Source organism: Nocardia asteroides, assembly GCA_019930625.1.
Classification (GTDB): Bacteria; Actinomycetota; Actinomycetes; order Mycobacteriales; family Mycobacteriaceae; genus Nocardia; species Nocardia sputi.
In genome coordinates this window covers 922,871-949,438 of the sequence record CP082844.1, presented here as the reverse complement: position 1 = coordinate 949,438, position 26,568 = coordinate 922,871, and the positions used below count along the sequence as shown (strand labels likewise).

Below are 26,568 nucleotides of genomic sequence, written 5' to 3'. Positions count from 1 at the left end.
GCGCGTATATTACTCGAAAGTAAGTTGCGTGTGCGCCGACCATGGGGTTCGGGTGCGACCCCGCTGTCACCCCACCGATTTGAAGTGGCTCGACGGCGTCGTGCATACTGTTCGGGTTGCCCTGCACCGGGCCATGTCTGTTTCCTCGTGAAACGGGTGGTCGGGCGGGGCGAGCAGTACCCCATCGTGTACCTCACCGGGTTTCCGGTGTGGGTACGTCCGGGACAGCGTTCCAGGCCTGAGATGCTTTGCGATCCGAGGCCGAGGAATAAGCGGGAGAGCGACACGCCCGACCGCGTGTACCGGAGAACCATGACAGATGAACAGCGGCGAGGATCGGGCGTGCCCGGTCGTGGTCTCCACTGTGTCGGATCTGGCTCGACCGAGGGCCCTGCGTGAATCGCAGGCTGCCTCCTCCGGGCTCGACCGATCGGGCTGGGACGTCTTCGTGTGTTCGGGCTGTGCAAATGAGGGTGGTCCAGAAGGTCGGCACAGCCGGCTTCCGGGCCACGAAGGAAAGCGGAGAAAAGGACACTTAGCGTGGCGGGACAAAAGATCCGCATCAGGCTCAAGGCCTATGACCACGAGGCGATCGACGCATCGGCGCGCAAGATCGTGGAGACGGTGACCCGCACCGGGGCACGCGTCGTCGGCCCGGTGCCGTTGCCGACCGAAAAGAACGTGTACTGCGTCATCCGTTCGCCGCACAAGTACAAGGACTCGCGCGAGCACTTCGAGATGCGTACGCACAAGCGCCTCATCGACATCCTCGACCCGACGCCGAAGACGGTGGACGCGCTCATGCGCATCGACCTGCCGGCCAGCGTCGACGTCAACATTCAGTGACGGGGACTCGAGACATGACTGACAACAAGAACAGGCCGGCCGCGGGCATCCTGGGCACCAAGCTCGGCATGACCCAGGTCTTCGACGACAAGAACCGCGTGGTTCCGGTCACCGTCATCAAGGCGGGGCCGAACGTCGTCACCCAGATCCGCACCGTGGAGCGCGACGGCTACAGCGCCGTCCAGGTCGCTTTCGGCGCCATCGACCCGCGTAAGGTGAACAAGCCGGTCTCCGGCCAGTTCGCCAAGGCGGGCGTCACCCCGCGCCGCCACGTCGTCGAGATCCGCGTCGCGGACGCCTCCACCTTCGAGGTCGGCCAGGAGATCAGCGCCGACGTCTTCGAAGAGGGCAGCTACGTCGACGTCACCGGCACCAGCAAGGGCAAGGGCTTCGCGGGCACCATGAAGCGCCACGGCTTCCGTGGTCAGGGTGCCTCGCACGGTGCGCAGGCCGTGCACCGTCGCCCGGGTTCGATCGGTGGCTGCGCCACCCCCGGCCGCGTGTTCAAGGGCATGCGCATGTCGGGCCGGATGGGTAACGACCGGGTCACCACGCAGAACCTCTCGGTGCACAAGGTCGACGCCGAGAACGGCCTGCTGCTGATCAAGGGAGCGATCCCGGGTCGCAAGGGCGGCGTCGTGATCGTCAAGAGCGCCGTGAAGGGTGGTGCGCACGCATGACGAGCTCTGCTGTGAACACAGAGAAGAAGTCTGCAAATCTCACGCTGCCGGTCAAGGAGATCGGTGGCAAGACCAACGGCACCGTCGATCTCCCCGCGGAGATCTTCGACGTGACCGCCAACCTCGCGCTGATGCACCAGGTCGTCGTGGCCCAGCAGGCCGCGGCCCGCCAGGGCACGCACGCGACCAAGACCCGTGGTCAGGTGCGCGGCGGCGGCAAGAAGCCGTACCGGCAGAAGGGCACCGGTCGCGCCCGTCAGGGTTCGACCCGCGCGCCCCAGTTCGCCGGCGGTGGCACCGTGCACGGCCCCCAGCCGCGCGACTACACCCAGCGCCTGCCCAAGAAGATGAAGGCCGCCGCCCTGCGTGGCGCCCTGTCCGACCGGGCTCGCAACGAGCGCATCCACGTGATCACCGAACTGGTGGCCGGCCAGACCCCGTCCACCAAGACCGCGAAGAGCTTCCTGGCCGAGCTGTCGGACCGCAAGAAGTTCCTGGTCGTCGTCGGCCGCGAGGACCTCGCCGCGTGGAAGAGCGTGGCGAACCTGCAGAACGTGCACCCGATCGCTCCCGACCAGCTCAACACCTACGACGTGCTCAACAGCGACGACGTGGTGTTCAGCGTCGAGGCGCTCAACGCGTTCGTGCACGGCCCCGCGGAGTCCGCGCAGGACAACGCGGCGATTGCACAGGAGGAGAGCAAGTGACCACCATCGCCGACCCCCGCGACATTCTGCTGGCGCCGGTCATCTCCGAGAAGTCCTACGGACTGATCGAGGAAGGCACCTACACCTTCCTGGTGCACCCGGACTCGAACAAGACGCAGATCAAGATCGCCGTGGAGAAGGTCTTCGGTGTGAAGGTGACCAGCGTCAACACCGCCAACCGTCAGGGCAAGCGCAAGCGGACCCGCTTCGGTTACGGCAAGCGCAAGAACACCAAGCGCGCGCTCGTGACCATCTCGGCCGACAGCAAGCCCATCGAGATCTTCGGAGGCCCGGTCGCCTAAGCGCCCGGGAATCCAGAAAGCAGAGAAGAACTCATGGCAATCCGTAAGTACAAGCCGACAACGCCGGGCCGTCGTGGCGCCAGCGTCTCGGACTTCGCCGAGATCACCCGGTCGGAACCGGAGAAGTCGCTGCTGCGCCCGCTGACCAAGTCCGGCGGCCGCAACGCGCACGGCCGGATCACCACCCGCCACCGCGGTGGCGGTCACAAGCGCGCCTACCGGCTGATCGACTTCCGTCGCCTGGACAAGGACGGCATCCCGGCCAAGGTCGCCCACATCGAGTACGACCCGAACCGGACCGCGAACATCGCGCTGCTGCACTTCGTGGACGGCGAGAAGCGCTACATCATCGCCCCCAAGGGCGTGACGCAGGGCACCCGCATCGAGTCCGGCCCCACGGCCGACATCAAGCCGGGCAACAACCTGCCGCTGCGCAACATCCCGACCGGTACCACCATCCACGCGGTGGAGCTGCGTCCGGGCGGCGGCGCCAAGCTGGCCCGTTCGGCGGGCATGAGCATCCAGCTGCTCGGTAAGGAAGGCCCCTACGCCACCCTGCGTATGCCCTCCGGCGAGATCCGTCGCGTCGACGTGCGCTGCCGCGCCACCGTCGGCGAGGTCGGCAACGCCGAGCAGTCGAACATCAACTGGGGTAAGGCCGGCCGCATGCGCTGGAAGGGCCGCCGCCCCACCGTCCGTGGTGTCGTCATGAACCCGGTCGACCACCCGCATGGTGGTGGTGAGGGCAAGACTTCCGGTGGTCGCCACCCGGTCTCGCCGTGGGGCCAGCCGGAAGGCCGCACCCGCAAGCCCAACCGTCCGAGCGACAAGCTCATCGTCCGCCGCCGCAAGACCGGCAAGAAGCGCTGAAGGAGGAGGTAAGAAATGCCACGCAGCCTCAAGAAAGGCCCGTTTGTCGACGACCACCTCCTGAAGAAGGTGGACGTGCAGAACGAGAAGGGCACCAAGCAGGTCATCAAGACCTGGTCGCGTCGTTCGACCATCATCCCCGATTTCATCGGGCACACGTTCTCGGTGCACGACGGCCGCAAGCACGTGCCGGTGTTCGTCTCGGAGTCCATGGTCGGGCACAAGCTCGGTGAGTTCGCGCCGACCAGGACGTTCAAGAGCCACGTCAAGGAAGACCGGAAGAGCAAGCGGCGATGAGCGAAGCGAAGAGCAATCAGACACTGCTGACGACTCCGTCGAACCCGACTGCGCGCGCGACCGCCAAGCACGTTCGCGTCACGCCGATGAAGGCACGCCGTGTCGTGGACCTGGTCCGCGGCAAGCGTGTCGAGGACGCCCTCGCCCTGCTGAAGTTCGCGCCCCAGGCCGCGAGCGAGCCGGTCGCCAAGGTCGTCGCCAGCGCCGCGGCCAACGCCGAGAACAACCTCGGCCTGAACCCGGCCACGCTGGTCATCTCGACGGCCTACGTCGACGAGGGTGCGACCATGAAGCGGTTCCAGCCGCGTGCCCAGGGGCGTGCGTTCCGCATCCGCAAGCGCACCAGCCACATCACCATCGAGGTCGAGAGCATCCCCACCGCCGGTGGAGCCACTCGTAACCGCCGGAAGGGAGGGGCAAAGTAAATGGGACAGAAAATCAACCCCCATGGCTTCCGCCTCGGTATCACCACCGACTGGAAGTCGCGTTGGTACGCGGACAAGCAGTACGCGGACTACGTGAAGGAAGACGTCGCGATCCGCAAGCTCCTGGCCACCGGCATGGAGCGGGCGGGCATCTCCAAGGTCGAGATCGAGCGCACCCGTGATCGCGTGCGGGTGGACATCCACACCGCGCGTCCGGGCATCGTGATCGGCCGCCGCGGCGCCGAGGCCGATCGCATCCGCGCCGAGCTGGAGAAGCTCACCGGCAAGCAGGTGCAGCTGAACATCCTCGAGGTGAAGAACCCCGAGTCGGATGCGCAGCTGGTCGCCCAGGCCGTCGCCGAGCAGCTGTCCAACCGTGTGGCGTTCCGTCGCGCGATGCGCAAGGCCATCCAGTCGGCCATGCGTTCGCCGAACGTCAAGGGCATCCGCGTGCAGTGCTCGGGCCGCCTCGGTGGCGCCGAGATGTCGCGCTCGGAGTTCTACCGCGAGGGTCGGGTGCCGCTGCACACGCTGCGCGCCGACATCGACTACGGCCTCTACGAGGCCAAGACCACCTTCGGTCGCATCGGCGTGAAGGTCTGGATCTACAAGGGCGACATCGTCGGTGGCAAGCGTGAGCTGGCCGCCGCTGCCGCCGCGCCCGAGCGTCCGCGCCGGGAGCGGCCGAGCCGCCCGCGTCGGTCCGGTTCCACCGGCACCACGGCGACCAGCACCGAGGCCGGGCGCGCCGCCACCGCGGTGGCCGACGCTCCGGCAGAGACACAGGAGGGCTGACGCATGCTGATGCCTCGCAAGGTGAAGCACCGCAAGCAGCATCACCCGGGCCGTTCGGGCATGGCCAAGGGCGGCACTTCGGTGGCGTTCGGCGAGTTCGGCATCCAGGCGCTGGAGCCGGCGTACGTCACCAACCGGCAGATCGAGTCGGCGCGTATCGCGATGACTCGCCACATCCGCCGTGGCGGCAAGATCTGGATCAACATCTACCCGGATCGCCCGCTGACCAAGAAGCCCGCCGAGACCCGCATGGGTTCGGGTAAGGGTTCGCCGGAGTGGTGGGTCGCGAACGTCAAGCCCGGTCGCGTGATGTTCGAGATGAGCTACCCGAATGAGGAGACCGCTCGTGAGGCGCTGCGCCGCGCGATGCACAAGCTCCCGATGAAGTGCAGGATCGTGACCAGGGAGGAGCAGTTCTGATGGCTACCGGAACACCGGCCGCAGAGCTCCGCGAGCTCACCGAAGAGGAGTTGGTGGCCAAGCTGCGCGACTCCAAGGAAGAGCTGTTCAACCTGCGCTTCCAGATGGCGACGGGTCAGCTGGACAACAACCGTCGTCTGCGCGTCGTCCGTCACGAGATCGCGCGCATCTACACGGTCATGCGTGAGCGCGAGCTCGGTCTGGCCACCGGACCCGCTGGCAAGGGAGATGCTGCATGAGCGACAAAGTAGAAGGGCAGCGCGGCACCCGTAAAGTGCGTGTCGGTTACGTTGTCTCCGACAAGATGAACAAGACGATCGTCGTCGAGCTGGAAGACCGTAACCGGCACCCGCTCTACGGCAAGATCATTCGCACCACCTCGAAGGTGAAGGCGCACGACGAGAACGAGATCGCCGGTATCGGTGACCGCGTTCAGCTGATGGAGACCCGTCCGCTGTCGGCCACCAAGCGCTGGCGTCTGGTCGAGGTCCTGGAGAAGGCCAAGTAAGCCTCTTCCACGGCGTGAAACCGCAAGGCCCGCTCCCCGTCCCGGAGAGCGGGCCTTCGCCGTATCCGGGCAGTGCCCGATAGCTGGGCCGCCGATAGGTACTGTCGTGTTCGTGTTGCGGCAGCAACCGGCCGCGGCGTCTCGGTGACCGGAACGGTGATCGGTTGCACCGACGGCCCATGTGGAGGTATGAGCGGTGGGATATGCGACTCGACCCGGTCGATCCGATGACCGCGAGCTGCTTCGAAAGCACCTCCTGGAGACACGGATAGCGGGGCACGTCGCGACGCCCCGGGAGGGGAATCTCTCGCACTATCGCAAGATGGTGGAGAAGGAGCCGAGGTACCAGTTCGGGCTGACACTGAGGGATTGGACCTTCGACGAGACCTTGGCGATGATGGCGCGACTGTGCGGGGTCAGCCCAGATCCGCGTCATCTGCGGGGCCCCGACACCATCGATGCGGACCTGACTCTCGACGCGCTGGATGCGATGGGGACGCGGATCGGGCTCGCGGCTCGCCGCCGGGAGACCGTGATCCTGGCGACCGGGCATCCGGAAACGCTCATGGATGTCTATCGAGCTGTCGAGGATGCGTTGCGCGCGGCGGGATGCGTGGTGCTGACGCCTGCCGCCGGGTGGTCCTACCGGGTCACCGCTCGCATCGGGTCGCAGAATCGCGAAATCGTCTACACCTCGGGGGTCGCGGCGCTCGGCGACGACGGGCGGCTGAAGCACACGCACGATCCGCACCCGATGCGGGCGGTCCTGCGGGAACTGCGCGACGCCGGGGCCGGCCACTGGCCCGACCTGGTCATCGCCGATCACGGCTGGGCAGGCGCCGCGGGCGAAGCGGGCATCGAAACCGTCGGATTCGCCGACTCCAACGACCCCGCACTGTTCGCCGGGCAGGTCGAGGGCAAGATCGCCGTCACGGTTCCGCTCGATGACGGGGTGCACCCGGAGTACTACCGGCCGCTGACCACCTATCTGCTCGACCGTGCGGGGCTCGGTGGGTGAATCAACCGGGTCCGGGCGAGTGCCCCCCGGCCGCCCAGGTATCCCGAACGATGGTGTCGAGCTCGGAATAGGACGGATACCAGGGTAGTTCGGTTATCGCCCGGGTGGGATCGCTGATCAGCGTGGCGGGTTCGGATGCCGGTGGCCGATGGATCAGCTGGATCCGGCGGCCGGTCCGCCGCTCGACGGCGGCTACGACGTCGAGGACGCTGCTGCCGTGGCCGCTGCCGATGATGTACCGGCGGAACCTGTCCGGCGGCGGGTTGTCGACGCAAGCGACGAAAGCCGCGGCGGCGTCGACGACGTGCAGGTAATCGCGAACCGCGCTGCCGTCGCCATTGACCTCCAATGCCGAAGCATTCACCGCGGCGGCGAACGCCCGGGGAATCAAGCGCGTGGGGTCGCGGTCCGCGCCACCGGCCACGTTCGTCAAGCGCAGCACGGTGGCCGACAAGCGGCCGGTTCGCGCCTGTGCCGAGATCGCGGACTCGGCGGCCAGTTTGCTCGCGGCGTACGGGTGCGGCGGTGCGTCGGGCAGGCGCTCTGTCATCGGTTGGCGCTCAGGCGTCCCGTAGATCGAGCCGGTCGAGGCGAAGACGATCCGCGCGACCCCGGCAGCGGCCATCGCGTCCAGTAAGGCGACGGTCCCGCCCGTGTTGACGCGAAAGTACCGGAGCGGATCGACCGTGGACTCTCGCGCCCGAGTCAGCCCGGCGAGGTGGCAGACCACCTGTACTCCGCGCAGTGCGTCGCGGAGCCCGCTCTCGTCGAGGAGGTCGGCGACCCGAGTGGTCTCCCGCATGGCCGAAGTGCCCCCGCGAACCATCGCGATCGGCACATGGCCTGCTCTACCCAGCAGATCCACGACCGCCCGACCGAGATAACCATTCGCTCCGGTGACGAGAACGCGCACCACTCGATCTTGTCACCGCGTATGAGTCCGGATCAGCGAGGTCGGGCGAGATAGCTCGCGGACGGAAGGGCACAGAACTGCGGTATCACCTCTGATACCATTATGTATGGCTTGGACCATGCGATTGCCGGACGACGAAGAGGCGGCGCTCAACGCGCAAGCGGACGCCGAGGGGCGCTCCAAGCACGAGATCACTCGTGACGCGGTCCGGGCTTATCTCATGCGGCACCGCAAATGGGAGACGCCCCTGCTCGGCGATGACGAGACGTTCGATCTGGGTGGGCCGATCGCCAAGGACGACATCCGCAATGCGATGAACCGACCCGCATGATCGTCGTGGCCGACACTTCTGGAATTCTGGCGCTATTCAATCGTTCGGGCCCCGAGCACTTCGCGGTGCGTCGAGCAGCCGATTCGGCGGGCGCGATCGTCGTCAGTCCGCTGGTGCTCACCGAGGTGCATCATGTTGCGAGTGTCCGGGCCGGACGTGCGGTCGCCGACGGCATTCTCACTCTGATCGCGGAGCGAGTCGCGTCGACGCGGATCGTCATCTCGAACGTCGATGCGGCGCAGTTGCGCACTGCGGTCGACATCCGGGGGAAGTACGGCACCCTGAACCTCGATTTGGTGGACGCGGTGTGTGTGGCTCTGGCCGACGAATTCGATACCGACACCATCCTGACGCTCGACCGACGTGACTTCCGAACTTTGCGGCCTCTCGGTCGCTACTCCGCATTTCGCATCCTGCCGGACGACTTGCGCCCCACGTCCTAGGTAGGCCGCGTATCGGCAGCTCGAGCCTCGGCTCGGCGTTGCGGCCCTAACGGTGTCTTCCGTGGTTGGGTGGGGTGGTGGCGGAGTTCGGGCGAGCGCGGTTGGCTGCGGGGGCGTTGTTCGTTCGCGGCGACGAAGTGTTGCTTGTGCACAAGACCTATGGCAATGGCTGGGATCTGCCGGGTGGGTATGTGGAGCCGGGGGAGGCGCCCGCCGCGGCTTGTCGGCGGGAACTCGGTGAGGAGTTGGGGATCGACCGGTTCGTTCGTCGGCTGCTCGTGCACGACTGGGCTCCGAGTCCCGAGGAGGGGGACAAGGCGCTCTACGTATTCGATTGCGGTGAACTCGGCGCCGAGGAGCGGACCATCCGATTGCAGGAGTCGGAACTCGACGCCTGGCAGTGGGTTTCGGTCGGCGCTCTCGATGACTACCTGATACCGCGTCTCGCTCGGCGGGTGCGGCAAGCACATCTCGCGCACATCGACGGCTGCCCCCGGTATCTCGAACATGGCCGTCCGGTCGGGCGGGGTGATTAGCCGAGCGGCGGCCCGGCGTGCCCTGCGGTAAGTCAGCGCTTGCGTTATACGTATACATCTACTTATAGTGACATGGCAGCTCGGCCTTCCTGGAAACATCGAACTCGCACCTCCACAGCGGATTCGGCACGGGCCGGCTGACGGTAGGCGCACGCTCGGGTGTGCATTCATCCATGAAATGGGGATTTGCCATGACCACCGATCCGAATAATCCGGCCGGTGTGGCCACCGCCGACGAGCAAGCCGGCGGCGTCACCTTCCTGAAGGATTCCGGCGAGCGGGGCGGGGTGGAGGATCTTCGGGAGATCGTGTTGCGGGTCGGCCCCGGCGGCGGGCGCAGACAGCGGTTCTTCGGCAGACTGCTCGGCGAGTCCCGGGAGTACACCAAAGCCGGGATGGATGTGGTGCGGGTCTATGTGAGCCGTAAAGGCAAGTTCGTGGTGCACCGGCGGGAATCGTCATGGCGCGGAATGTCCGTCGCGATCGACTGGACCGAATGGAAGACCTGGCGGGACCTGCTCCGGTCCGGCGGCCGCGAGTGGGGCGATTACACGGTCGAGATCGTGGACTCGCCCGCCGAACTGCTGGGGCGGATTCCGGAGCACATCTATCGGACCGTCGTCGATGTGGCCGAGAACCCCACCTCGCAGGACCTCCAGATCTGAGAGACCGAAGCTTTTCCCGAATCCGGAAAGGATTTCACAGCAGATGTTCGCACGACTGGGGGCCGTGGTCGTCCACAATCCGTGGAAGGTGATCGGCCTGTGGGTGCTGCTCGCCATCGCGGTGGTGGCTACGGCGCCGGAACTGAAATCAACGACCGACCAATCCGCCTTCCTGCCTTCGCATTACGAGTCGATTCAGGCGCTGGAATTGCAGCAGAGGGCTTTTCCGGAAAGCTCCGCTACCGCGGCGATCATCGTGTTCGCCCGGAAGGATGGTGCGCCGCTGACCGAGGCGGACTCGGCTTCGGTGGTAGCGGTCGCCGCTGATCTGCGCGGCGCGAAGGTCAAGGACGTCACCGCGATCCAACCGGCCCCACCCTCGGAGAACCGGCTGATCCAGATCATCGCGGTGCAGATGACCAAGGTGACCGATCCGAGCGACACCACGCAGGGCGACGCGGTCAAGGCGCTGCGCACGCGGCTGAAGGAGAGCGTCGCGGACACCGACCTGAAGGCGGGCATCACCGGCCAGGCGGCGCAGGTGCTCGACCAGCAGGAATCCAGCGAGAAGGGCCTGGCCATCGTCGGCGTCGCCACCATCGTGCTGATCCTGGTGCTACTGCTGATCATCTTCCGCAGCCCGGTGATCGCGTTGTTGCCGATCGTCGTGATCGGCGCGATCTCCAGCATGGTCGGCGGATTGATCGCCATGGTCGCCAGAGCCTTCGACCTGCAGATCGACGCATCGATCAACGCCATCCTGGTGGTCGTGCTGTTCGGTGTCGGCACCGACTACATCCTGTTCCTGATGTTCCGTTACCGCGAGCGGTTGCGCGCGGGTGAGGATGCCAAGACCGCCATGGTCAGCGCCGTCAGCCGGGTCGGTGAGGCGATCACGTCCGCGGCGGGCGCGGTGATCATCGCGTTCATGGCGCTGGTGCTGTCCACCCTCGGCATGTTCCGCGCCATGGGCCCGGCACTGGCGATCGCGGTGGCGATCGCGCTCGCGGCAGGGTTGACGCTGGTCCCCGCGGTGGTCTCCCTGTTGGGCACCAAAGTCTTCTGGCCCTCGAAAGCGTGGCGGACCGAGCCGAAGGGAGCTCGGTTCACGGCGGTCGGCAACGCACTCGGCCGACGACCCGGTGCTTTCGCCGCGGTCTCCGGCGGGGTACTGGTCGCGCTGGGGATCTTCGCCTTGGGCTTCCACCCGACGTTCGACCTCAGCTCCGGGCAGACCTCCGAGGCGTCCGAATCCGTGGTCTACAGCAAGGAACTGGTCAAGGGCATGCCTGCCGGTACTACGCAGCCGTCGGACGTTCTGTTGCGGTCCGGCGGCGGCGAATTGACCGCCGATCAGCTCACCGCCTACCGGGCCGCGCTCGCCGCCGTATCCGGTGTGGGACAGGTAGCCGAGCCGCAGTTGTCCGCGGACAAGACGATCGCCGACTTCGCGGTGACGCTCGATGCCGTGCCGGAGTCCGATGCCGCGCTGGAGACCGTCAAGGGACCGCTGCGCGATGTGGCGCACTCGGCGGCTCCCGTCGGTGCCACGGCCGCGGTCGGCGGTCTGACCTCCGTCTTCGTCGACTTCCAGGACGCGATGGCGCGCGACTACGCGATCGTGTTCCCGGTGGCGGCGATCCTGATCATGATCGTGCTGGGATTGCTGTTGCGCAGTCTGGTGGCGCCCTGGTACCTGATGGCGTCGGTGTTTCTCGGATTCGCCGCAACGCTCGGCGCCGCGGTGCTGGTCTTCCAGCAGTTCCAGGGCGAGTCCGGGCTGATCTTCACGCTGCCGGTGATCATGTATCTGTTCGTGGTGGCGCTCGGCACCGACTACAACATCCTCATGGTCGCCCGGTTGCGGGAAGAGGCCCGCGAGGGCAACGAGCCGAAACAAGCCGCGGCGCTGGCCCTGCGGCACACCGGACCGACCATCGCCGCGGCCGGGGTGATCCTGGCGGGAACGTTCGCGTCGATGATGCTGGCGGGCAACAATGTCCTCGCCCAGATGGGCTTCGCCATCTCGGTGGGCATCGCGATCGCCGCGTTCGTCATGGCGATGTTCTTCACGCCCGCGGTCACGGCGCTGATCGGGCACAAAGCATGGTGGCCCGGACACGGCGACCAGGCTGCCGAGAAGGTTTCGGTCACCAAGAGCGGGCCCGAGGTGGATAGTCGAACGCGCGCGCTCTGACGCCGCCAACAGAGCAAAGGGCTGTGCACCGGGAATCCGCCCGGTGCACAGCCCTTTCCGATACGAACCGGCTGGCGTCGGTGGCGCAGGGTGCGGACATTCCGCGGCTCGATCGAGCAACCTCGCTCGCGTCGTCGCCTCGGAGCATCAGCCGTTGGCTGTTCTGGCCACCTCGGAACGCCGCTGACCGGCTGTGTCAGCCGATGACCGCGTACGGGCGATGGACTTTGATGGCCGAGTCCAGAACTCGGGTGACCGCCGCGCGGGAGACACCGAGTTCGTTCGCGATGGCGGGAGTCGAGCCCCCTTGGTCGGCGAGCGTGAGGATTTCCCTGACCTCCTCGATCGGCAAGCTGGACAGGCGCCGGGTGGTGATGGCCCGCGCGATCGCCGAGATCTCGTCGTCGTCGGTGTCGGCCTCTTCCGGCTCGGCGGGGAGTTCGCCGCCCTCGTCGTCGTCGGCATCCAGAATCGGCAAAGGTTCCGGGCGCGGTGGTTCCGGGGATTGCTCGAGGGCGAGTTGTTCGCCCTCCGGTTCGGCGGAGCGATCGTTCTGCTCGCCGGACAGCGACTTTCCGCGTTTCGCCGCACGCGCAGCGGTGGCGTTCGGATGCACCTGCGTGGCGGCGTCCGTGGTGGCCGAGGCCGGTGTGCGCCCGGGTTCGGCGGCGCCGGCGCTCGGGTGCCGAACGGGGTCGTTTCCGCGAGGCGCGCGATCCGGATGACCGCCGTGATCGACATGCGGATGCGGCGATGCCGCAACGGCGGTGCCGTGCTCGCGGTTCGGCGGTACGAGGCGACGCTCCCGTAATTCGAGTCCATCGTGCAGGTCGTCGAGCGAGATCTGCTGAGACGTCTGCGTGGGTTCGGGACGCGTCTTCTGCGTGGTGGTATCCGCCGGGTCCGCGATCGTGCCGCCCGCGTCGACCGACGAAGGAGCGCCTGCCTGGCTCGGTTGTCCACGTTCCGCGTCCGCTTCGGAAGTGGGCGCAGGGGCGTCAGCCGCTCGGGTCGTGGGCTCGTGGGTGGGGAGATGGAAGACGTAATCGGCGACAGCGGAGGCCGAATGATCCGCAGGCGGGGCTGTCACGTCCTCGCCGTTGGCGGTGGAGGAATGTGTGCTTTCGTCGGGCGTGAGGCTGCCCGTATGGCCGTTGGTGGCAAGGGGAGGGGTGTGTCCGTTGACCCGCAGGTCCCGACCGCGGAGGCCGGGTGAGATCCCGGCGGCGTGGCCGTTTGTGTTCGCAGGACTGCCGTGTCCGTTGCTCTGCGCGTGATGTGCCGCGTCCGTGACGCTCTCGGCGCTGTATCCGTTCGTGGTCGGACGAAAGGTGGATTCGTCACCGTGCGTGCGTCCGGTGGGGGAGTTCTCGGCTGTGTATCCATTGGTGATCGGACGGACGCTGTGTCCGTTGGTCCGCACGTCATGGGCAGCGCCGGTGGTGGAGTTCTCGACGGTGTGGCCGTTGGAAGCCGGACGGACGCGGCGCTCATCGAGGCGAAGCTCGGCGGCGTTGCCGTCGGCGCTCTCGCCTTCGATCGGCAGGGCAGCGTGGCCATTCGGAAGGATGTGACCGTTCACCGTGGTCTCGGCCCTGCGGCTGTTCGTGACGTGGGGGAATGCGTGGCCGTTCGCGGTGGAGGCGACCGCGTGGCTGTGCGCCGGCTCCGCGTTGACGTTGCCTCTGTTCGCCGAGTCGGTGGTGTGGCCATCAGACGATGACGTGACCGGTGTGTTCGTTGTGGCTGATTTGCCGCGCGGGGAATCGGAGCGGTCGACAACCGCCGTGTCCGCCGAACGGTGGGCAGCGGTATCAAGTCCGGCCCGTGGGACGTGCACGCCGTCCGGCTGACTGATGCGCCTGTCGGATTCCGCACCGCGTCCCGGATCGAAGTCCTCGTGCCGATGGGCCGCTGTGTCCCACCCGAATTCGCTGTGAGCCGAATTCACGCCGTCGAGCGGGCGAAGACGATCACTATCCGAGAGGCCAGGAATACGCTCCGCGTCGATCCGAACCGGCTGCGGTTCGCGCTCGATCACCGGCGCGCCGTCGATCAGCACCGCGTACCGCGCGGAAACCCAGGCGTGCAACCAGATCACCACGCCGACCATCACCGGAGCGATCGCGTACTCGGCGGCGCGGCCGAGGTCCCCCGCGGCGAGATGCGGTCCGGTATTGAGCGCCACGGTCGTACCGAGCAGAGCCGCCTCGAAGAAGATCACTTTGCCGCGCGCCAGCTCCCGGCCCCACCGTGCCACGGTCGTCGCCGCCACCATGATGGTGATGATCGGAATCGAGATCATCGCCTCGATGCCGTAGCTCAACCAGTACAGCGGATCGGACATGTCGCCGCTGGGCACGAGATTGTGCTGCACGTTGACCCCTGCCCACACCATGCCGAGCACGACGACGGCGATCAACGCACGCGACGACCACTCCGCCCGCCGGTAGAGCTGCGCCAATCGCGCGTCCTCGCTGGACACCCGCCGCCGCGCCGCCAGCGCGCGCCGGTGCCAGCGGGCGTCGGCCTCCTCCGACCGGCGCAACGCGGCCGCGGACTTCCGGTCACGCCGCTGTGCGGCCAGCTCTTCCTCGATCTCCAGTCGCCGCTGCTTGCGTCGCTGCGCGCGGATCCATTCCGCGAGTTCGCGCTCCGCGCTGATCTCGCGTTCGGACAGCACTTGCAGCAACGCCGGGTCCAGCTGCAGGGGCAATTTGCCGCGCGCGGTCTCGACTTGCTGCGCCAGCGCGGCGATCTCGGAACTACCGTTCGACAGTTCGTCGGGCATCGCGAGCCTTCCCAAGAGCAGATGTCATGCCGGGTGGTGGAGACATGAGTGCTCGAACATATGTGTGATCGCCAGTGAGACTAAACCGCCCTCTGCTCGTGGTCAACGTGGCCGAATCCGGGCCGACGGCGACACGCCGAACTGCCGAAATTCACGATGCGGCTCGATTATCCGGATGAGCGGCCATTTCGTAGCCCACCTGCGTGTCGAAACTCAGTTCGAATTCACATCCCGTCCGGAGCGGCTTTTTCACCGCCGCGGGGTTGCCCGGGGGGCGGGATCAGCTCAGCGTGGTGTGCCAGACGATAGCGGCCGCCAAGGCGCCCGCGCCGTTGACCGACCAGTGCAGTGCGATCGGGGCGAGCAGGCTGCCGCTGCGGTGGCGCAGCCAGGTGAACACCGCACCTGCGGCGGCCGTCGCGACCACGGCGAGCAGGATTCCGATGACCTGTCCGGCGACGCCCCCGCCGATGACTCCGCTCAGGCCGCGGTTGCCCGCGGTGAGGCCGAAGGAGGAGGCGATGTGCCAGAGACCGAACAGCAGGGAACCCGCCGCGAAGACGCCGCGCGCGCCGTACGCGCGCAGCAGTGTGCCGTGCAGCACACCTCGGAATGCCAGTTCCTCGGGGATCACCGTTTGCAGGGGGATGACGATCATCGAGGCGATCAACGCGCCCGAGATGGTGGCGTAGCGATCGGCCAGGAAGAACGGCCGGGTCAGCGGGAGCGCCGCCCCGATCGCGACGACGGCGAGGACCAGCGCCGCCGCGCCGAGCGCGTAGAGCGAGCCGCGCCGCCAGTGCCGAGGGGAAAGCCCGAGCTCGGACCAGCCGAGGCCGCGCCTGCGCACCAATGCGAGCAGCGCGATCGCCGCCACCGGCACCGTGACGATGCTCGCCCACGCGGTGGTGAAGTGCGCGATCAGATTGGTGCCCGCCAAGACCAGCACCACGACGGCGACGTCGATGTATGCGTGCACCTTGCGTCGTTGCTGGACTGTTGCTGCTAGGTCTGGCTCAGGCATCCCGGACCAGTGTACGGATCTGGAACAGGTTCGCTACGCGCCCCCGCCCCACTGATGAATAGGCCACTTCTCCCTGGCGTGCGGACCGCTTCCCTCAGCCCGCCCACCCGTGCGGATCGGTCCACGCCCGCAACGTGCGAGTGGTCTCGAAGCGGCGCGGCTCGCGGGTGATCGGGTCTGTGAACTCGAGCACGGCGGCCAGCAACTGGAGCGGTCTGGTGAAGTCGTCGACGGGTTTCTCGGTGAGCACCGGATAGAAGTCGTCGCCGAGAATAGGAATGCCGAGGCTGTTCATGTGCAGGCGCAACTGGTGGGTCCGGCCGGTGTGCGGGCGCAGCCGGTAGCGGCCGAGGCCGTCGCGGTGCTCGAGCAGTTCGATCTCGGTTTCCGCGTTGGGCTCGCCCGGCACCTGTTGGGCCGCGAGCACCTGCTTCTCCTTGATGATCCGGCTGCGCACCACGCGGGGCAGCGTGAGGCCGGGATCGAACCGGGCGATCGCCTCGTACTCCTTGCGCACGGTGCGCTGGTGGAACATGGTCTGGTACGCACCGCGACGGGCCGGATTGATCACGAACAGCACCAAGCCCGCCGTGACGCGGTCGAGCCGGTGCGCCGGGACCAGATCGGGGAGGTCGAGCTCCCGGCGCAATCGCACCAGCGCGGTCTGCAGGATATGCCGACCGCGCGGGATCGTGGCCAGGAAGTGCGGCTTGTCCACGACCAGCAGGTCGTCGTCGCGATGCACGACGGGGATGTCGAACGGGACCACCGTCTCCTCGGGCAGATCGCGATGGAACCAGACCGCGCCGCCCGGAACGTACGGTGCGTCGGGAGCGATCGGCCCGTCCAGGTCGACGATGCCGCCCGCGTGCAGCAGTTCGTCTATGCGCGTCGCGGGCACCCTGGGCAGGCGCTCCACCAGGTGGTCCCGGATGGTCGCCCAGTCGCCCTGCTCCGGCAATCGCAGCCGAGCCGGGTCCAAGCCGTGCCGTTTCGGCAACGGCGGTTGTTGCCGCCTTCTCATCGGTGTCGACCCTAGCCGCAGGCTGGTTGCGGGAGGTCCGAGGCCGCCTCAGTGGGCGCGAACCGCGATGCCCGGGTAATCGAGCACCAAGCCGGACTTGTCGTACTCGAGGCAGCAGGTGAAGTCGACGTCGGGGGCGGCGTAGTCGAACCGAGGGCCGTGCTCGCCGTCGGCGATGCGGGCGTAACGCTGTTCCAGCCGCCCCACCGCAGCGCCGGAGGCGTACACGTAGGCCGCGGGCGCGTGAGCGGCATCGCCGACCTCCTGCGCCGACCGATGCACCGGAAGCGCGTTGGTCAGCGCCGAGGACTCCAGGTCGACGTCGAGGCAGCCGTCGAGCAGCGGCGCTGGCATGCTGTTCAGCAGCCAGGACCCGGCACCGTCCGATTCCAGCACCAGCGTGTTCCAGCCACCGGGTTTGCGCACGGCGACCTGGGCCCGGCGCGTACGCCATTCGGGATCCAGCGCTATCCGGTAGTCCACCACCCAGGCCGTGCCGTCCTCGACGGCCGTCGTGCAGCCGTCGATCAGCACGCCTTGCTCGGTGACCCGGAAATAGGCCACCTCGAAGCCCTCGCGTGCGGTCCGATGCCGCCACGCGGCGGTGGGTGGTGGCGGCGCGAACATCATCGGGTCAGAATCCGCGCAGGCGATCGGGGGTGATACGCAGCACGACCGAGTACTCGGCGTAGAACTGCTCGTCGGTCATCTCGATGGAGCGCAGTCCATCGGCGTACTTCGTCGTGAAGGCCGCGATCTCATCGGCGCCGGGCCGCTGCTCGACAACGCGCGCCGTACCGGTGAACACGACCACGTCGCCGCCGGTCTCGGTGCTGTTGAGGTTCAAGGCGACCCGGGGGTTGCGCTCGATGTTGCGCACCTTCGGCTTGCCGGGCTGGCTGAAGATCAGGAATTCGCCGTCGCGCCACTGGAACCAGACGGGATTCGGCTGCGGTGTGCCGGTGGGGCCGACGGTGGTCAGCCAGAGGACGGACTCGCGGTTCAGTCGTTCGGCGACTTTCGCGCCGAATTCGGTGTCGGTGTCGACGACAGGGGCGGATCGATCGGATGCCGTGGAGGTCATGGCAGGAACAACACCGCGGCACCCGGGGCGATTCCGCCCGACCCGCGGCGGCCGCCATTACGGCGTGGCCCGCTCATCCAGCACCATCAAGCGCGCCTCGACCAGCGTCCTGCGCGCGCGGCGGCGGACCCGGCACAGTTCCACGCTGCAATCCAGGTGCACCTGCATGGCCCGGTGCGCCTGGCCCGCACTCAGTTCGCCGGGGTCACGCGCGCAACTCGACAGAACCGAGAACAACTCCATGCCATACATATCCGATGCTCCTGTGCTCCGCTAGTTCCGCTGTCGCTCGAAATTGGCGATGTGCACGAGCTATCGGACCAGGATGTACCGCCGTTTACGGAGGTTTCCCCGGCGCGTCAGGAGTACGCAAACCGCGGGTCTGGAACAGTTTTCGCGCATTGACGTAACAAGGCGGGGAGGACAACTTCGGGGTGGGAGCCGATCGCGGCGCGGCGGTGCGGACGGTGTGCTCCGCTGTTCCCGTGCCTGCGCACGGCCCCTCCCTGATCACATCTCAGAAAGTCGGCTCGGTCTTCCATGTTGGGACGCTGGCGGATGTCGGCGAGCTGAGGCCGGAGGGTTGGGAGACGCGGACGGATGCCGGTGTAATTCGCGCCGCCGGTGGCGAAGAGGGGAACCGGTCGCTGAAGGTGCTCGGCGAATGCAAAACGCGGGAGCGGAGGCGCGCCGGGGTTCGTCCTGGGGATAGTCGCCGAGCACAACAAGATGTAGGTTAGGCAACCCTATTTGTTGCGATATGCTGCTTGCCGAGATGCCTGACCGGGCGGTCGGCGCGATACCTCCGGAACGGCTGGGACTTCGAAGCGTTCCTACAGCCCGGACCGGTGCGGGCATCCCGCGAGACAGAGGAGTGACGGCAGTGATGGAGTCAGGGCAGGGGACCGGGGCGGAGTCGGTTGCGGCGGCGGCGATGGACACCGACGAAGTACGCGAGGCGGTGGCCGCGCAACTGGGCGTCGCCGCGGACACGATCACCGACCGTGACGACCTGATCCAGCTGGGCCTCGATTCCATCCGCACCATGAAGTTGGCCGGCGCCTGGCGAAAGCGCGGCTACGACGTCAACTTCGCCGAACTGGCCGCTGCGCCGACAGTGGCGGACTGGCACCGGATCCTCGCGTCGGGCGCGCGACCCGCGGCGTCCGAAAGCGCCGTCGTCGGCAGCGGGCGGCAGGTAGGGGACCGGACCGGCGGAACGGCGGAAGATTCGGCGCAGCGGGCGGACGAGTTCGCCCCGTTCCCGCTCGCAACCATGCAGCACGCATACTGGATCGGACGTTCCGACGAGCAGGAACTCGGGGGCGTGGCGGCGCACCTGTACGTCGAATTCGACGGCAGCCAGGTTGATCCCGCGCGACTGGAGCGCGCGGTGGCCGACCTGGCGGCGGCGCATCCGATGCTGCGCACCAGATTCCTGCCGGACGGTACCCAACAGACGATGGACGCGCCGGGACGCACGGTGTTCAGCGTCGTTGACCTGCGTGAGCACGCGCACGACGCCGCCGAGGCGGCTTTGACACGACTGCGCGACCAAAAAACCCATCAGCGTTTGGACATCGCGGACGGACAGGTCTTCGACGTCACACTCACCCTGCTCGCGGAGGGGCGTACCCGGCTACACCTTGACGTCGACATGCTGGCTGGGGATGCGATGAGTTATCGGGTACTGGTCGCGGATCTCTCCGAGCTGTATCACGGAGCCCAGCTGTCGGAGCAATCTTATAGCTACCGTCAATATCGGACCGAGCGGAAGGTGGACACCGCCGCCCGCGAGCGTGACCGCCAGTGGTGGCAGCAGCGGCTGCCGGACCTGCCGGGCGCCCCGGAGCTGCCCACCGTTCCCGTCGGGGAGCGCGTCGAACCGCATCGCACGGTTCGCTACGACCACTGGCTGGCTCCGGAAGCGAAGGAGCGGTTGTCGGCGGCCGCGCACGAGCGCGGGATCACCCCCGCCATGGCATTGGCGGCGGTATTCGCCGAGACCATCGGCGGCTGGTCGGCCCAGAGCCGGTTCCTGCTGAATGTGCCGCTTTTTCACCGGGAGCCGGTGGACCCCGGCATCGACCGGGTGGTCGGCGACTTCACCTCGTCGATCATGCTGGACGTGGACGTCACCGAGAACGTGACCGTCGCCGAGCGAGCCAGATCGCTGCAGCGCAGCATGCACGAAAGTGGTGCGCACACCGCCTATTCCGGGCTGGAGGTGCTGCGTGACCTCGGCCGATACCGAGGTGAGCCGGTATTGGCGCCGATCGTCTACACGAGTGCGCTCAATCTCGGCGAACTATTCGCCGAGTCGGTCACCGGCACCTTCGGCGAACCGGTATGGATCATCTCGCAGGGGCCGCAGGTGCTGCTGGACGCGCAGGTCACCGAGATCCGTGGCGGACTGCTGCTCAACTGGGATGTCCGGCAATCCGCGTTTCCGGCGGGGATGATCGACACCATGTTCGCCCGCTACATCGAGGCGGTCGCGCGGCTCGCCGAGGGGTCGGCGGGCTGGGATGCCGAGGCGCCGGTTCGGCTACCGGTGGCACAGGCCGCGGTGCGCGCGCAGATCAACGCCACCGACGGGCCGGTCAGTGGGCGTTGCCTGCACCAAGGACTGTTCGAGCACGCCCGGACGAAACCCGATGCGCCCGCCGTGGTGTGGAGCCGCGACGGTGCGGACGGTGTGTGGACCTACCGTGAGTTGGCGGCGCAGGCGCTGGCCGTCGCGGGCGCGTTGCGCGACAACGGTGTCGAGTCCGGTGACGCCGTGGCGGTGCAGTTGCCCAAGGGGCCGGACCAAATCGTGGCCGTGCTGGGCATTCTCGCGGCAGGTGCCGCCTACGTGCCCATCGGATTCGATCAACCCGTAGCCCGGCGTGCGGAGATCCTGCGGACGGGTGCGGTGGCCGTTGCCCTTACCGTCGAGGGCGCCGACATGGGCGAACAGGTCCGCTGTGTGCCGATGACCGCGGCCAGGCGGCATGTGAACCCGTTGCGGGAGCCGGTGCTCCCGGACACGCGCAGCATCGCCTACGTCATCTTCACCTCGGGCTCCACAGGTGTGCCGAAGGGTGTCGACGTCCCACACTGCGCGGCGATGAACACCATAGACGCGGTGAACGACTGGTTCGAGGTCGGTTCCACCGACCGGGTGCTCGGCCTGTCCGCCCTGGAGTTCGACGCCTCGGTCTATGACATCTTCGGGATGTTCTCGGTCGGCGCAGCGGTGGTCGCGCTCGACGCGGAACAACGCGCCGAGGCCACCTCCTGGGTCGAACTCCTTCGCCGTCACCGGGTTTCCATTCTCAATTGCGTCCCCGCCATGCTGGACATGATCCTGGAAGTCGGCGGTGGGGAACTGGGTGGCTCACTGCGTGCGGTGACACTGGGCGGCGACTGGGTCGGCGCCGACTTGGCACGCCGACTCGCGCGCCAGGTCCCCGGTTGCCGGTTCTCGGGACTGGGTGGTGCGACCGAGACGGCCATCCACAACACCATCTGTGAGGTCGCCGATCCTCCCGAGCACTGGGCGACGGTGCCCTTTGGCGTGCCCCTGCGCAATGTGCGCTGCCGGGTCGTCTCGCAGGCCGGCCGTGATTGCCCCGATTGGGTGCCGGGTGAGTTCTGGGTCGGCGGCGCCGGCGTGGCGGCCGGCTACCGCAACGATCCGGAGCGGACGGCGGAGCGGTTTGTCGAACACGAGGGGATGCGCTGGTATCGCACCGGTGATCTGGCCCGGTACTGGCCGGACGGCACCATCGAGTTCTTGGGTCGTGCCGACCATCAAGTGCAGATCCGTGGCTACCGTGTGGAACTCGGCGAGGTCGAGACCGCGTTACGGGCGGTGGACGGCGTCCGCCATGCCGTTGCCGCGGTCGTGGGCGACAGCTCGCCGAAACTGGTCGCGGCGGTGTCCGGGCCCACCGGATGTGCCGCGGATATCACCGATGCGGTATCGGAGCTGTTGCCCAGCTATATGATTCCGACTCGCATCGAGGTACTCGATCGCATGCCGTTGACCGCGAACGGAAAGCTGGACCGCCGCGCCGTGGTTGCCCTGCTCGAACCGAGCGCCGGGGATGGGTCGGACGGTCGGCCACGCACTGATGTGGAAGCCGCGCTCGCGGATATCGTCGCCGGGGTGCTCGGCGTCGACAGCGTCGGCGTGCACGACGACTTCTTCCAGCTCGGCGGAGATTCGGTGCTGGCCACCACCGTCATCGCGCGCGTGCGCGACTGGCTGGACACCGAGCACGCGCTGGTTGCCGACATGTTCGCGTCCCGCACCGTCGCGGGACTCGCGCAACGACTTCAGAGCAGGGATCCACATGCCGACCGGCTGGCGCAGGTGGCCAAGATGTACCTGGAGGTATCCGCGATGAGCGACGACGAGGTGCTGTCGCAGACTCAGAGTATGGCCTGAGGCCGGGGAGAGGAGCGCCTCGCATCAGGGCGAGGCGCTACCGAACTACTTCCAGTAGGCCTGGTACTTGATCGAAGTCTTCGGCAACTGGTGGGTTGTCTTCAGAGCCTTGACGATCGTGCGGGTCGTGTGACCGTCGCAGCCGGCCCACGCGAAAACGTCCTTGGAGCAGTCCAACTCATGTGCTTGTTCGCGCAGCAGCCTTCCGTCATCGATGCGCTGCACCCAGGTCACCTGGTGGTGCGGCTTGTTGCGCACCGGAAGCGAGGTGTCGGATTCGTACTGCCATTCCAGCCAGACCCTCGCGGGCGCGTCGCCGATCGCGTCGAGCAGCGAATTGATCGCCGGCAGCGAGGCGGTGTCACCGAAAATGACGTACTCGGTCGGTACGGTGTCGGGCAGCTGAAACTTCGAGCCCAGCACGGACGCCTCGATTTCCTCGCCGACCGCCGCTCGCTGTGCCCACGCGCTGGCCGGACCGCCGTGCAAAGCGAATTCGATGTAGAAGTGGTCGGCCGCGGGGTCTTGATCCACCAGGGTGTACGCACGATGGTGCAACTTGTCGGTGACCGCATCGGGGATCCACAACCGGATGAACTGGGTTGGGTGGACCGGATGGTCGGCGAGCAGACCGCCCGCGGCGAAGCCGATCCGCACATATTTGTCGGTGATGCTCTCGGTGGAGGTGACGCGCAGTCGATAGTCGTCGGCACGCCACAGCTTCAACATGACGCCGTTGGTTCCTTTACCCATGTGATTAAGGTTAGCCTAAGTATACTTGGAAGTCTTGTTCGCCGTTCTATCGGCGGCGGCACAGACGATCCGCTTCGCGGCCGGGCGCCGATCCGGTGGCTGGGATGAAGATGGGAGAACCGGTGGACAGACTTCTGGTGGTCGGCGCGGGTCCGAAAGCCATGGCCGTCGCGGCGAAGGCATACGTCCTGCGTGAACTCGGCCTGCCCGCGCCGCAGGTAGTTGTGGCGGAACCGCATGCGGTGGGTGGCAATTGGTTGCCGAACGGTGGCTGGACCGACGGCCAGCACCGGCTGGGCACCAGCCCCGAAAAGGATGTGGGATTTCCGTACCACTCCACCTGGGCACGCGGGCACAACCGCGAGATCAACGAGGCGATGATGGCGTTCAGTTGGACGTCGTTCCTCGTCGAACGCGGCACGTACGCCGAATGGGTCGACCGCGGCCGCCCCAATCCGCATCATCATGTCTGGGCCAAATATCTGCAGTGGGTCGCGAAGAAGGCCGAGGTCGAGATCGTGCCAGGGGCGGTGCGCAAGATCTCCGCGGCGGCCGACGGCTGGCTGGTCTCGGTGGTCGACGCGGACGGCGTTGCGTCCGAGATCGATGCGGACCGGCTGATGATCACCGGGCCGGGCGACAGCAGGCGTGCGCTGGCCGCTCATCCGAAAGTGTTGAGCATCGCCGACTTCTGGGATCTGGTCGGCCGCCGCCGGTTGCCGGTTTCGTCGCGAGCGGCGGTGATCGGCGGCGGTGAGACCGCGGGCTCCGCGATGGACGAGTTGGTCCGTCACGATGTACTGACCGTCTCGGTGATCTCGCCCGCCGCCACGATCTACACCCGCGGCGAGAGCTACTTCGAGAATTCGCTGTACAGCGATCCCGCCAAGTGGCGGGGGTTGAGCATAGAAGAACGCCGGGACGTCGTGCGGCGCACCGACCGCGGTGTGTTCTCGGTGCGCGTGCAGGAAAACCTGTTGGGCGACAATCGGGTTCATCATTTGCAGGGGCGTGTCGTGCGGGTGGCGGAGCAAGGCGATGGCGTCGCGCTGACGTTGCGCAACGAGGGGCGCCCGGATCGGGTGCATGTCTTCGATCTGGTGGTGGACGCGACCGGCGGTCAGCCGCTGTGGTTCCTGGAGATGTTCGATGTCGACGCCGCAGATCTGGTGGAACTCGCGATCGGCGGCCCGATCACGCAGCCGCGGATCGAGGCGGCGATCGGCCACGACCTGGCGGTGACCGGCCTCGATGCAAAGCTCTACCTGCCGAATCTCGCTGGTCTGGCGCAGGGCCCCGGATTCCCGAATCTGAGCTGCCTGGGGGAACTTTCGGATCGGGTGCTGCAGGCGGCTCCGACCCGTGCGCGCTCGGTAGCCGTGCGCGCTCAGGGAGGTTCGGCCGGTCGCTAGACGCGGGCGGTCAGCGCCGGATCGCCGGTACGTCCTGCGGCTCACGCGGCAATGTGCACAGAGCGATCCGGCGGCCGGGCCGCACATCGAACTCGCCCAGTTCGAGCCAGCCGTTCTTGGCCAAAGCTCTGCGTACCGAGATGTTCTGGTGATCCGGATCGCCCATCAGGCGGCGGCATTCCGGTTCAGCGGCCCAGATGCCCTCGGCCAGGAGGCCGATCCACTTCGACATGACGCCTCGGCCGATCACGTTCTGGTCCGCGGTCGCGATATGGAAAGCCATGTCCCGTGGGTCGGCGTGGTAGAACCGCGCGCACTCGTCCTTCGCCGGCCGGTACAGCTCTACGTAGGCGACTTCGCGTCGGCCGAGTTCTGGCAAGTCGATGGCTGCGAAGTCGAAACTGACGATGCATGGTCGTGAGTAAGTTCCGGCGAGCTGTGCGGCGATGTCGGCCCGTCTGCGCTCCGGGGGCCACGGTTGTTCCCAAGTCCGAGCCAGGTGGGGGAGGCTCATCCATTCGGCGATCGTCGCGGGATCGTCGCTGTCGGGATCGGCCACCCGAAGAGCGAACGGCTCGGGGAAATCGGGAATCACAGGTGCTGGGGCGGCGCGGACATCGTCGGGGATATCGGTCAGTTCTCGCTTGAGAACGTACGGCGTTCCAGTCGGATTCATCGTTCGGCGGCTCCTCGGTCGTCGCGGTCACGTTCGGCCGCAGCACTGGGTCTCGGGTTGTTGGTAAGGTTACCCTATGCTAAGGACGCTTCGGGTGGTTGCTCGGATCGACCGGGAATCGAAGCGCATACGTCGGTCCGGACCGCAACGACTGTTCCAGCCGATACCCGTGCTGCGGGAGCCGGCGCTACGCCGAGATGCTTGTGAGGAAGCCGCATGCTTTCGAAGCCGGGCGCTGGCCGCGCGCCATCTGACAACTCGCCGGTGCGCCCGGTGCGAGCCGAGCCCCGTGCCGGTATCGACGCGGGAGTTCGCGTGAACACTCTCGCGGTTCGAGATCTCGCCGGTTCGGCCGACGCCGATCTCGGCGGGTCGGATGGGCTGACCGCTGACGAGCGACGGCGGGTGCTCGACGAGTGGGCCACCGGTGTGGAATTGCCTGAGGCGCCCGGCATCGCCGACCTGGTTCGCCGGGCACGGATCATCCCCGGCATTCGTACCGCTATCCGCTGCGAAACAGTGACTCTCACCTATAGCGATTTCTTCGCATGGCTGGATATGCCCGCGGTGGACAGAGTGTCGGTGAACGCGTCGGTCGACCGCTTGGTTCGACCTGGTGGCCATGCTCGGCGATGGAGCCATGGCCGTCGCCGGCGGGGCGCCGGAGATCGCTGTGCTGCCCGGTTCGGCACTGGAAGTGGCTGTCGAGGACCGCCGTACGATCGCCGCCGAACGTCGGTATCGAAAACCAGATTGCGTGTGGGGTTCCGCCGACGTGCGGCTGCTCTCCGCAGGGTGGAGCGACGCTCAGGTCGCCGTCGAGCTGCTGGCCGCCCTCGCGGACGGTGCGACGTCGGTCGTCGCCACGCAGCCGCAGTGGAGCGACCCGAACGCGGTGGTCGAACTCATTGCGACATCCGCGGTAACCCACGTTACCGCCGACGTGGCTACGGTCGAACGTATCGCTGCCACGGGCGCCGAGCTTCCGACGGTACGGCGCTGGGATGTTACCGGGGTCTGCCCTGCGCCACTGCTTTCCGGCCGACTCGTCACACGGTCGACGGAATCGATCGCCACGTTCGGTTATACGGTGCCCGCCTACGCCGGTGCGGTGACGCGCGGCTCGCTGGACGGAACCGGACACACGAGGCCGATCCCAGGCGCCAGAGTGCTGGTCTTGGACGAGTTTCGGCAACCGGTCCCGCCCGGAGTGATCGGCGAGGTCTACGTGGGTGGCGCCGCGCTCGGCGCCGAGGGTGGGAATCCGTACGCCCGCAACCGTTTCGTGGACGATCCGTTCCTGCCGGAAGGCCGATTGTTTCGAACCGGCGATCGTGCAGGCTGGACCACGGACGGCTCACTGGAATGCGCTTGCCGCGCTTGCCGTTTCTGATGAGGCGGCGTGATCGCGGT

The 26,568-nt window shown here is 67.1% G+C and carries 29 protein-coding genes; 20 read left to right on the top strand and 9 right to left on the bottom strand.

All coding sequences use genetic code 11. The features are described from left to right. Positions 1-540 precede the first annotated feature (540 nt). From rpsJ to K8O92_04360, 12 genes are all read left to right on the top strand, one after another. Positions 541-846, top strand: a complete 306-nt coding sequence (gene rpsJ / locus K8O92_04415; protein UAK33242.1) for a 30S ribosomal protein S10 — start codon at positions 541-543, stop codon at positions 844-846. Between the two features lie 14 nt (positions 847-860). Then, entirely contained in the window at positions 861-1,526 is a 666-nt protein-coding gene (gene rplC / locus K8O92_04410) for a 50S ribosomal protein L3 (protein ID UAK33241.1), read from the top strand. Then, entirely contained in the window at positions 1,523-2,233 is a 711-nt protein-coding gene (rplD, locus tag K8O92_04405) for a 50S ribosomal protein L4 (protein ID UAK33240.1), read from the top strand. The genes rplC and rplD overlap by 4 nt, the downstream gene beginning before the upstream one ends. After that, a complete protein-coding gene (gene rplW / locus K8O92_04400; protein UAK33239.1) occupies positions 2,230-2,535 on the top strand; it encodes a 50S ribosomal protein L23 in 306 nt (101 codons plus the stop codon). The genes rplD and rplW overlap by 4 nt, the downstream gene beginning before the upstream one ends. Positions 2,536-2,568: 33 nt before the next feature. Further along, positions 2,569-3,405, top strand: a complete 837-nt coding sequence (gene rplB, locus K8O92_04395; GenBank protein UAK33238.1) for a 50S ribosomal protein L2 — start codon at positions 2,569-2,571, stop codon at positions 3,403-3,405. Positions 3,406-3,420: 15 nt separating this feature from the next. Then, positions 3,421-3,702 (top strand): 30S ribosomal protein S19, encoded by a 282-nt coding sequence (rpsS, locus tag K8O92_04390; protein UAK33237.1) that lies wholly within the window; start codon positions 3,421-3,423, stop codon positions 3,700-3,702. Further along, a complete protein-coding gene (gene rplV / locus K8O92_04385) occupies positions 3,699-4,127 on the top strand; it encodes a 50S ribosomal protein L22 (GenBank protein ID UAK33236.1) in 429 nt (142 codons plus the stop codon). Before rpsS ends, rplV begins: the two co-directional genes overlap by 4 nt. Then, positions 4,128-4,922, top strand: a complete 795-nt coding sequence (rpsC, locus tag K8O92_04380; GenBank protein UAK33235.1) for a 30S ribosomal protein S3 — start codon at positions 4,128-4,130, stop codon at positions 4,920-4,922. Between the two features lie 3 nt (positions 4,923-4,925). Beyond that, positions 4,926-5,342 (top strand): 50S ribosomal protein L16, encoded by a 417-nt coding sequence (gene rplP, locus K8O92_04375; protein UAK33234.1) that lies wholly within the window; start codon positions 4,926-4,928, stop codon positions 5,340-5,342. Then, positions 5,342-5,581, top strand: coding sequence for a 50S ribosomal protein L29 (gene rpmC, locus K8O92_04370; protein ID UAK33233.1), 240 nt, complete (start codon positions 5,342-5,344; stop codon positions 5,579-5,581). The genes rplP and rpmC overlap by 1 nt, the downstream gene beginning before the upstream one ends. Beyond that, on the top strand, positions 5,578-5,850 hold the full coding sequence (gene rpsQ, locus K8O92_04365) for a 30S ribosomal protein S17 (GenBank protein ID UAK33232.1): 273 nt from the start codon (positions 5,578-5,580) through the stop codon (positions 5,848-5,850). The genes rpmC and rpsQ overlap by 4 nt, the downstream gene beginning before the upstream one ends. Before the next feature lie 196 nt (positions 5,851-6,046). After that, positions 6,047-6,868 (top strand): phosphatase, encoded by an 822-nt coding sequence (locus K8O92_04360; GenBank protein UAK33231.1) that lies wholly within the window; start codon positions 6,047-6,049, stop codon positions 6,866-6,868. A 1-nt stretch (position 6,869) separates the two neighbouring features. Here K8O92_04360 and K8O92_04355 read toward each other — a convergent pair whose 3' ends face one another. Beyond that, positions 6,870-7,781 (bottom strand): NAD-dependent epimerase/dehydratase family protein, encoded by a 912-nt coding sequence (locus K8O92_04355; GenBank protein ID UAK33230.1) that lies wholly within the window; start codon positions 7,779-7,781, stop codon positions 6,870-6,872. A gap of 106 nt (positions 7,782-7,887) precedes the next feature. Here K8O92_04355 and K8O92_04350 point away from each other — a divergent pair, with 106 nt between their 5' ends. From K8O92_04350 to K8O92_04330, 5 genes are all read left to right on the top strand, one after another. Further along, complete coding sequence (locus tag K8O92_04350) at positions 7,888-8,112, top strand: ribbon-helix-helix domain-containing protein (protein UAK33229.1); 225 nt, start codon at positions 7,888-7,890, stop codon at positions 8,110-8,112. Further along, positions 8,109-8,555 (top strand): PIN domain-containing protein, encoded by a 447-nt coding sequence (locus tag K8O92_04345; GenBank protein ID UAK33228.1) that lies wholly within the window; start codon positions 8,109-8,111, stop codon positions 8,553-8,555. Before K8O92_04350 ends, K8O92_04345 begins: the two co-directional genes overlap by 4 nt. Before the next feature lie 77 nt (positions 8,556-8,632). Next, positions 8,633-9,091, top strand: a complete 459-nt coding sequence (locus K8O92_04340; GenBank protein UAK33227.1) for an NUDIX hydrolase — start codon at positions 8,633-8,635, stop codon at positions 9,089-9,091. A gap of 191 nt (positions 9,092-9,282) precedes the next feature. Then, positions 9,283-9,756 carry an EXLDI protein gene (locus tag K8O92_04335; protein ID UAK33226.1) on the top strand — a complete coding sequence of 158 codons (474 nt, stop codon included), beginning with the start codon at positions 9,283-9,285 and terminating at the stop codon, positions 9,754-9,756. Positions 9,757-9,799: 43 nt separating this feature from the next. Beyond that, positions 9,800-11,953: an MMPL family transporter gene (locus tag K8O92_04330; protein UAK33225.1), complete on the top strand. Its 2,154-nt coding sequence runs from the start codon at positions 9,800-9,802 to the stop codon at positions 11,951-11,953. 196 nt (positions 11,954-12,149) lie between these two features. Here K8O92_04330 and K8O92_04325 read toward each other — a convergent pair whose 3' ends face one another. The 6 genes from K8O92_04325 to K8O92_04300 all read right to left on the bottom strand — a co-directional run bounded on the left by K8O92_04325 (position 12,150) and on the right by K8O92_04300 (position 18,128). Beyond that, positions 12,150-14,744, bottom strand: a complete 2,595-nt coding sequence (locus K8O92_04325; GenBank protein ID UAK33224.1) for a hypothetical protein — start codon at positions 14,742-14,744, stop codon at positions 12,150-12,152. A gap of 280 nt (positions 14,745-15,024) precedes the next feature. Next, positions 15,025-15,768, bottom strand: a complete 744-nt coding sequence (locus K8O92_04320; GenBank protein UAK33223.1) for a CPBP family intramembrane metalloprotease — start codon at positions 15,766-15,768, stop codon at positions 15,025-15,027. A 94-nt stretch (positions 15,769-15,862) separates the two neighbouring features. Further along, a complete protein-coding gene (locus K8O92_04315; protein ID UAK33222.1) occupies positions 15,863-16,792 on the bottom strand; it encodes an RluA family pseudouridine synthase in 930 nt (309 codons plus the stop codon). A gap of 48 nt (positions 16,793-16,840) precedes the next feature. Continuing rightward, on the bottom strand, positions 16,841-17,422 hold the full coding sequence (locus K8O92_04310) for a putative glycolipid-binding domain-containing protein (protein UAK33221.1): 582 nt from the start codon (positions 17,420-17,422) through the stop codon (positions 16,841-16,843). Between the two features lie 4 nt (positions 17,423-17,426). After that, positions 17,427-17,876: a TIGR03667 family PPOX class F420-dependent oxidoreductase gene (locus K8O92_04305; protein UAK33220.1), complete on the bottom strand. Its 450-nt coding sequence runs from the start codon at positions 17,874-17,876 to the stop codon at positions 17,427-17,429. A 57-nt stretch (positions 17,877-17,933) separates the two neighbouring features. Further along, on the bottom strand, positions 17,934-18,128 hold the full coding sequence (locus tag K8O92_04300) for a hypothetical protein (protein UAK36113.1): 195 nt from the start codon (positions 18,126-18,128) through the stop codon (positions 17,934-17,936). Positions 18,129-18,762: 634 nt separating this feature from the next. Between K8O92_04300 and K8O92_04295 the strand changes: the two genes are divergently transcribed. Continuing rightward, entirely contained in the window at positions 18,763-22,314 is a 3,552-nt protein-coding gene (locus K8O92_04295) for an amino acid adenylation domain-containing protein (GenBank protein UAK33219.1), read from the top strand. A gap of 45 nt (positions 22,315-22,359) precedes the next feature. Here the strand turns inward: K8O92_04295 and K8O92_04290 are convergent, their stop codons facing one another. Then, positions 22,360-23,067: a siderophore-interacting protein gene (locus K8O92_04290; GenBank protein UAK33218.1), complete on the bottom strand. Its 708-nt coding sequence runs from the start codon at positions 23,065-23,067 to the stop codon at positions 22,360-22,362. 110 nt (positions 23,068-23,177) lie between these two features. Between K8O92_04290 and K8O92_04285 the strand changes: the two genes are divergently transcribed. Next, on the top strand, positions 23,178-24,479 hold the full coding sequence (locus K8O92_04285; protein ID UAK35427.1) for a lysine N(6)-hydroxylase/L-ornithine N(5)-oxygenase family protein: 1,302 nt from the start codon (positions 23,178-23,180) through the stop codon (positions 24,477-24,479). A 10-nt stretch (positions 24,480-24,489) separates the two neighbouring features. On the opposite strand, the gene K8O92_04280 is transcribed toward K8O92_04285, so the two are convergent. Beyond that, positions 24,490-25,155: an acetyltransferase gene (locus K8O92_04280; protein ID UAK33217.1), complete on the bottom strand. Its 666-nt coding sequence runs from the start codon at positions 25,153-25,155 to the stop codon at positions 24,490-24,492. Positions 25,156-25,795: 640 nt separating this feature from the next. Here K8O92_04280 and K8O92_04275 point away from each other — a divergent pair. Further along, positions 25,796-26,548 carry an AMP-binding protein gene (locus K8O92_04275; GenBank protein UAK33216.1) on the top strand — a complete coding sequence of 251 codons (753 nt, stop codon included), beginning with the start codon at positions 25,796-25,798 and terminating at the stop codon, positions 26,546-26,548. The last annotated feature ends 20 nt before the right edge of the window (positions 26,549-26,568 follow it).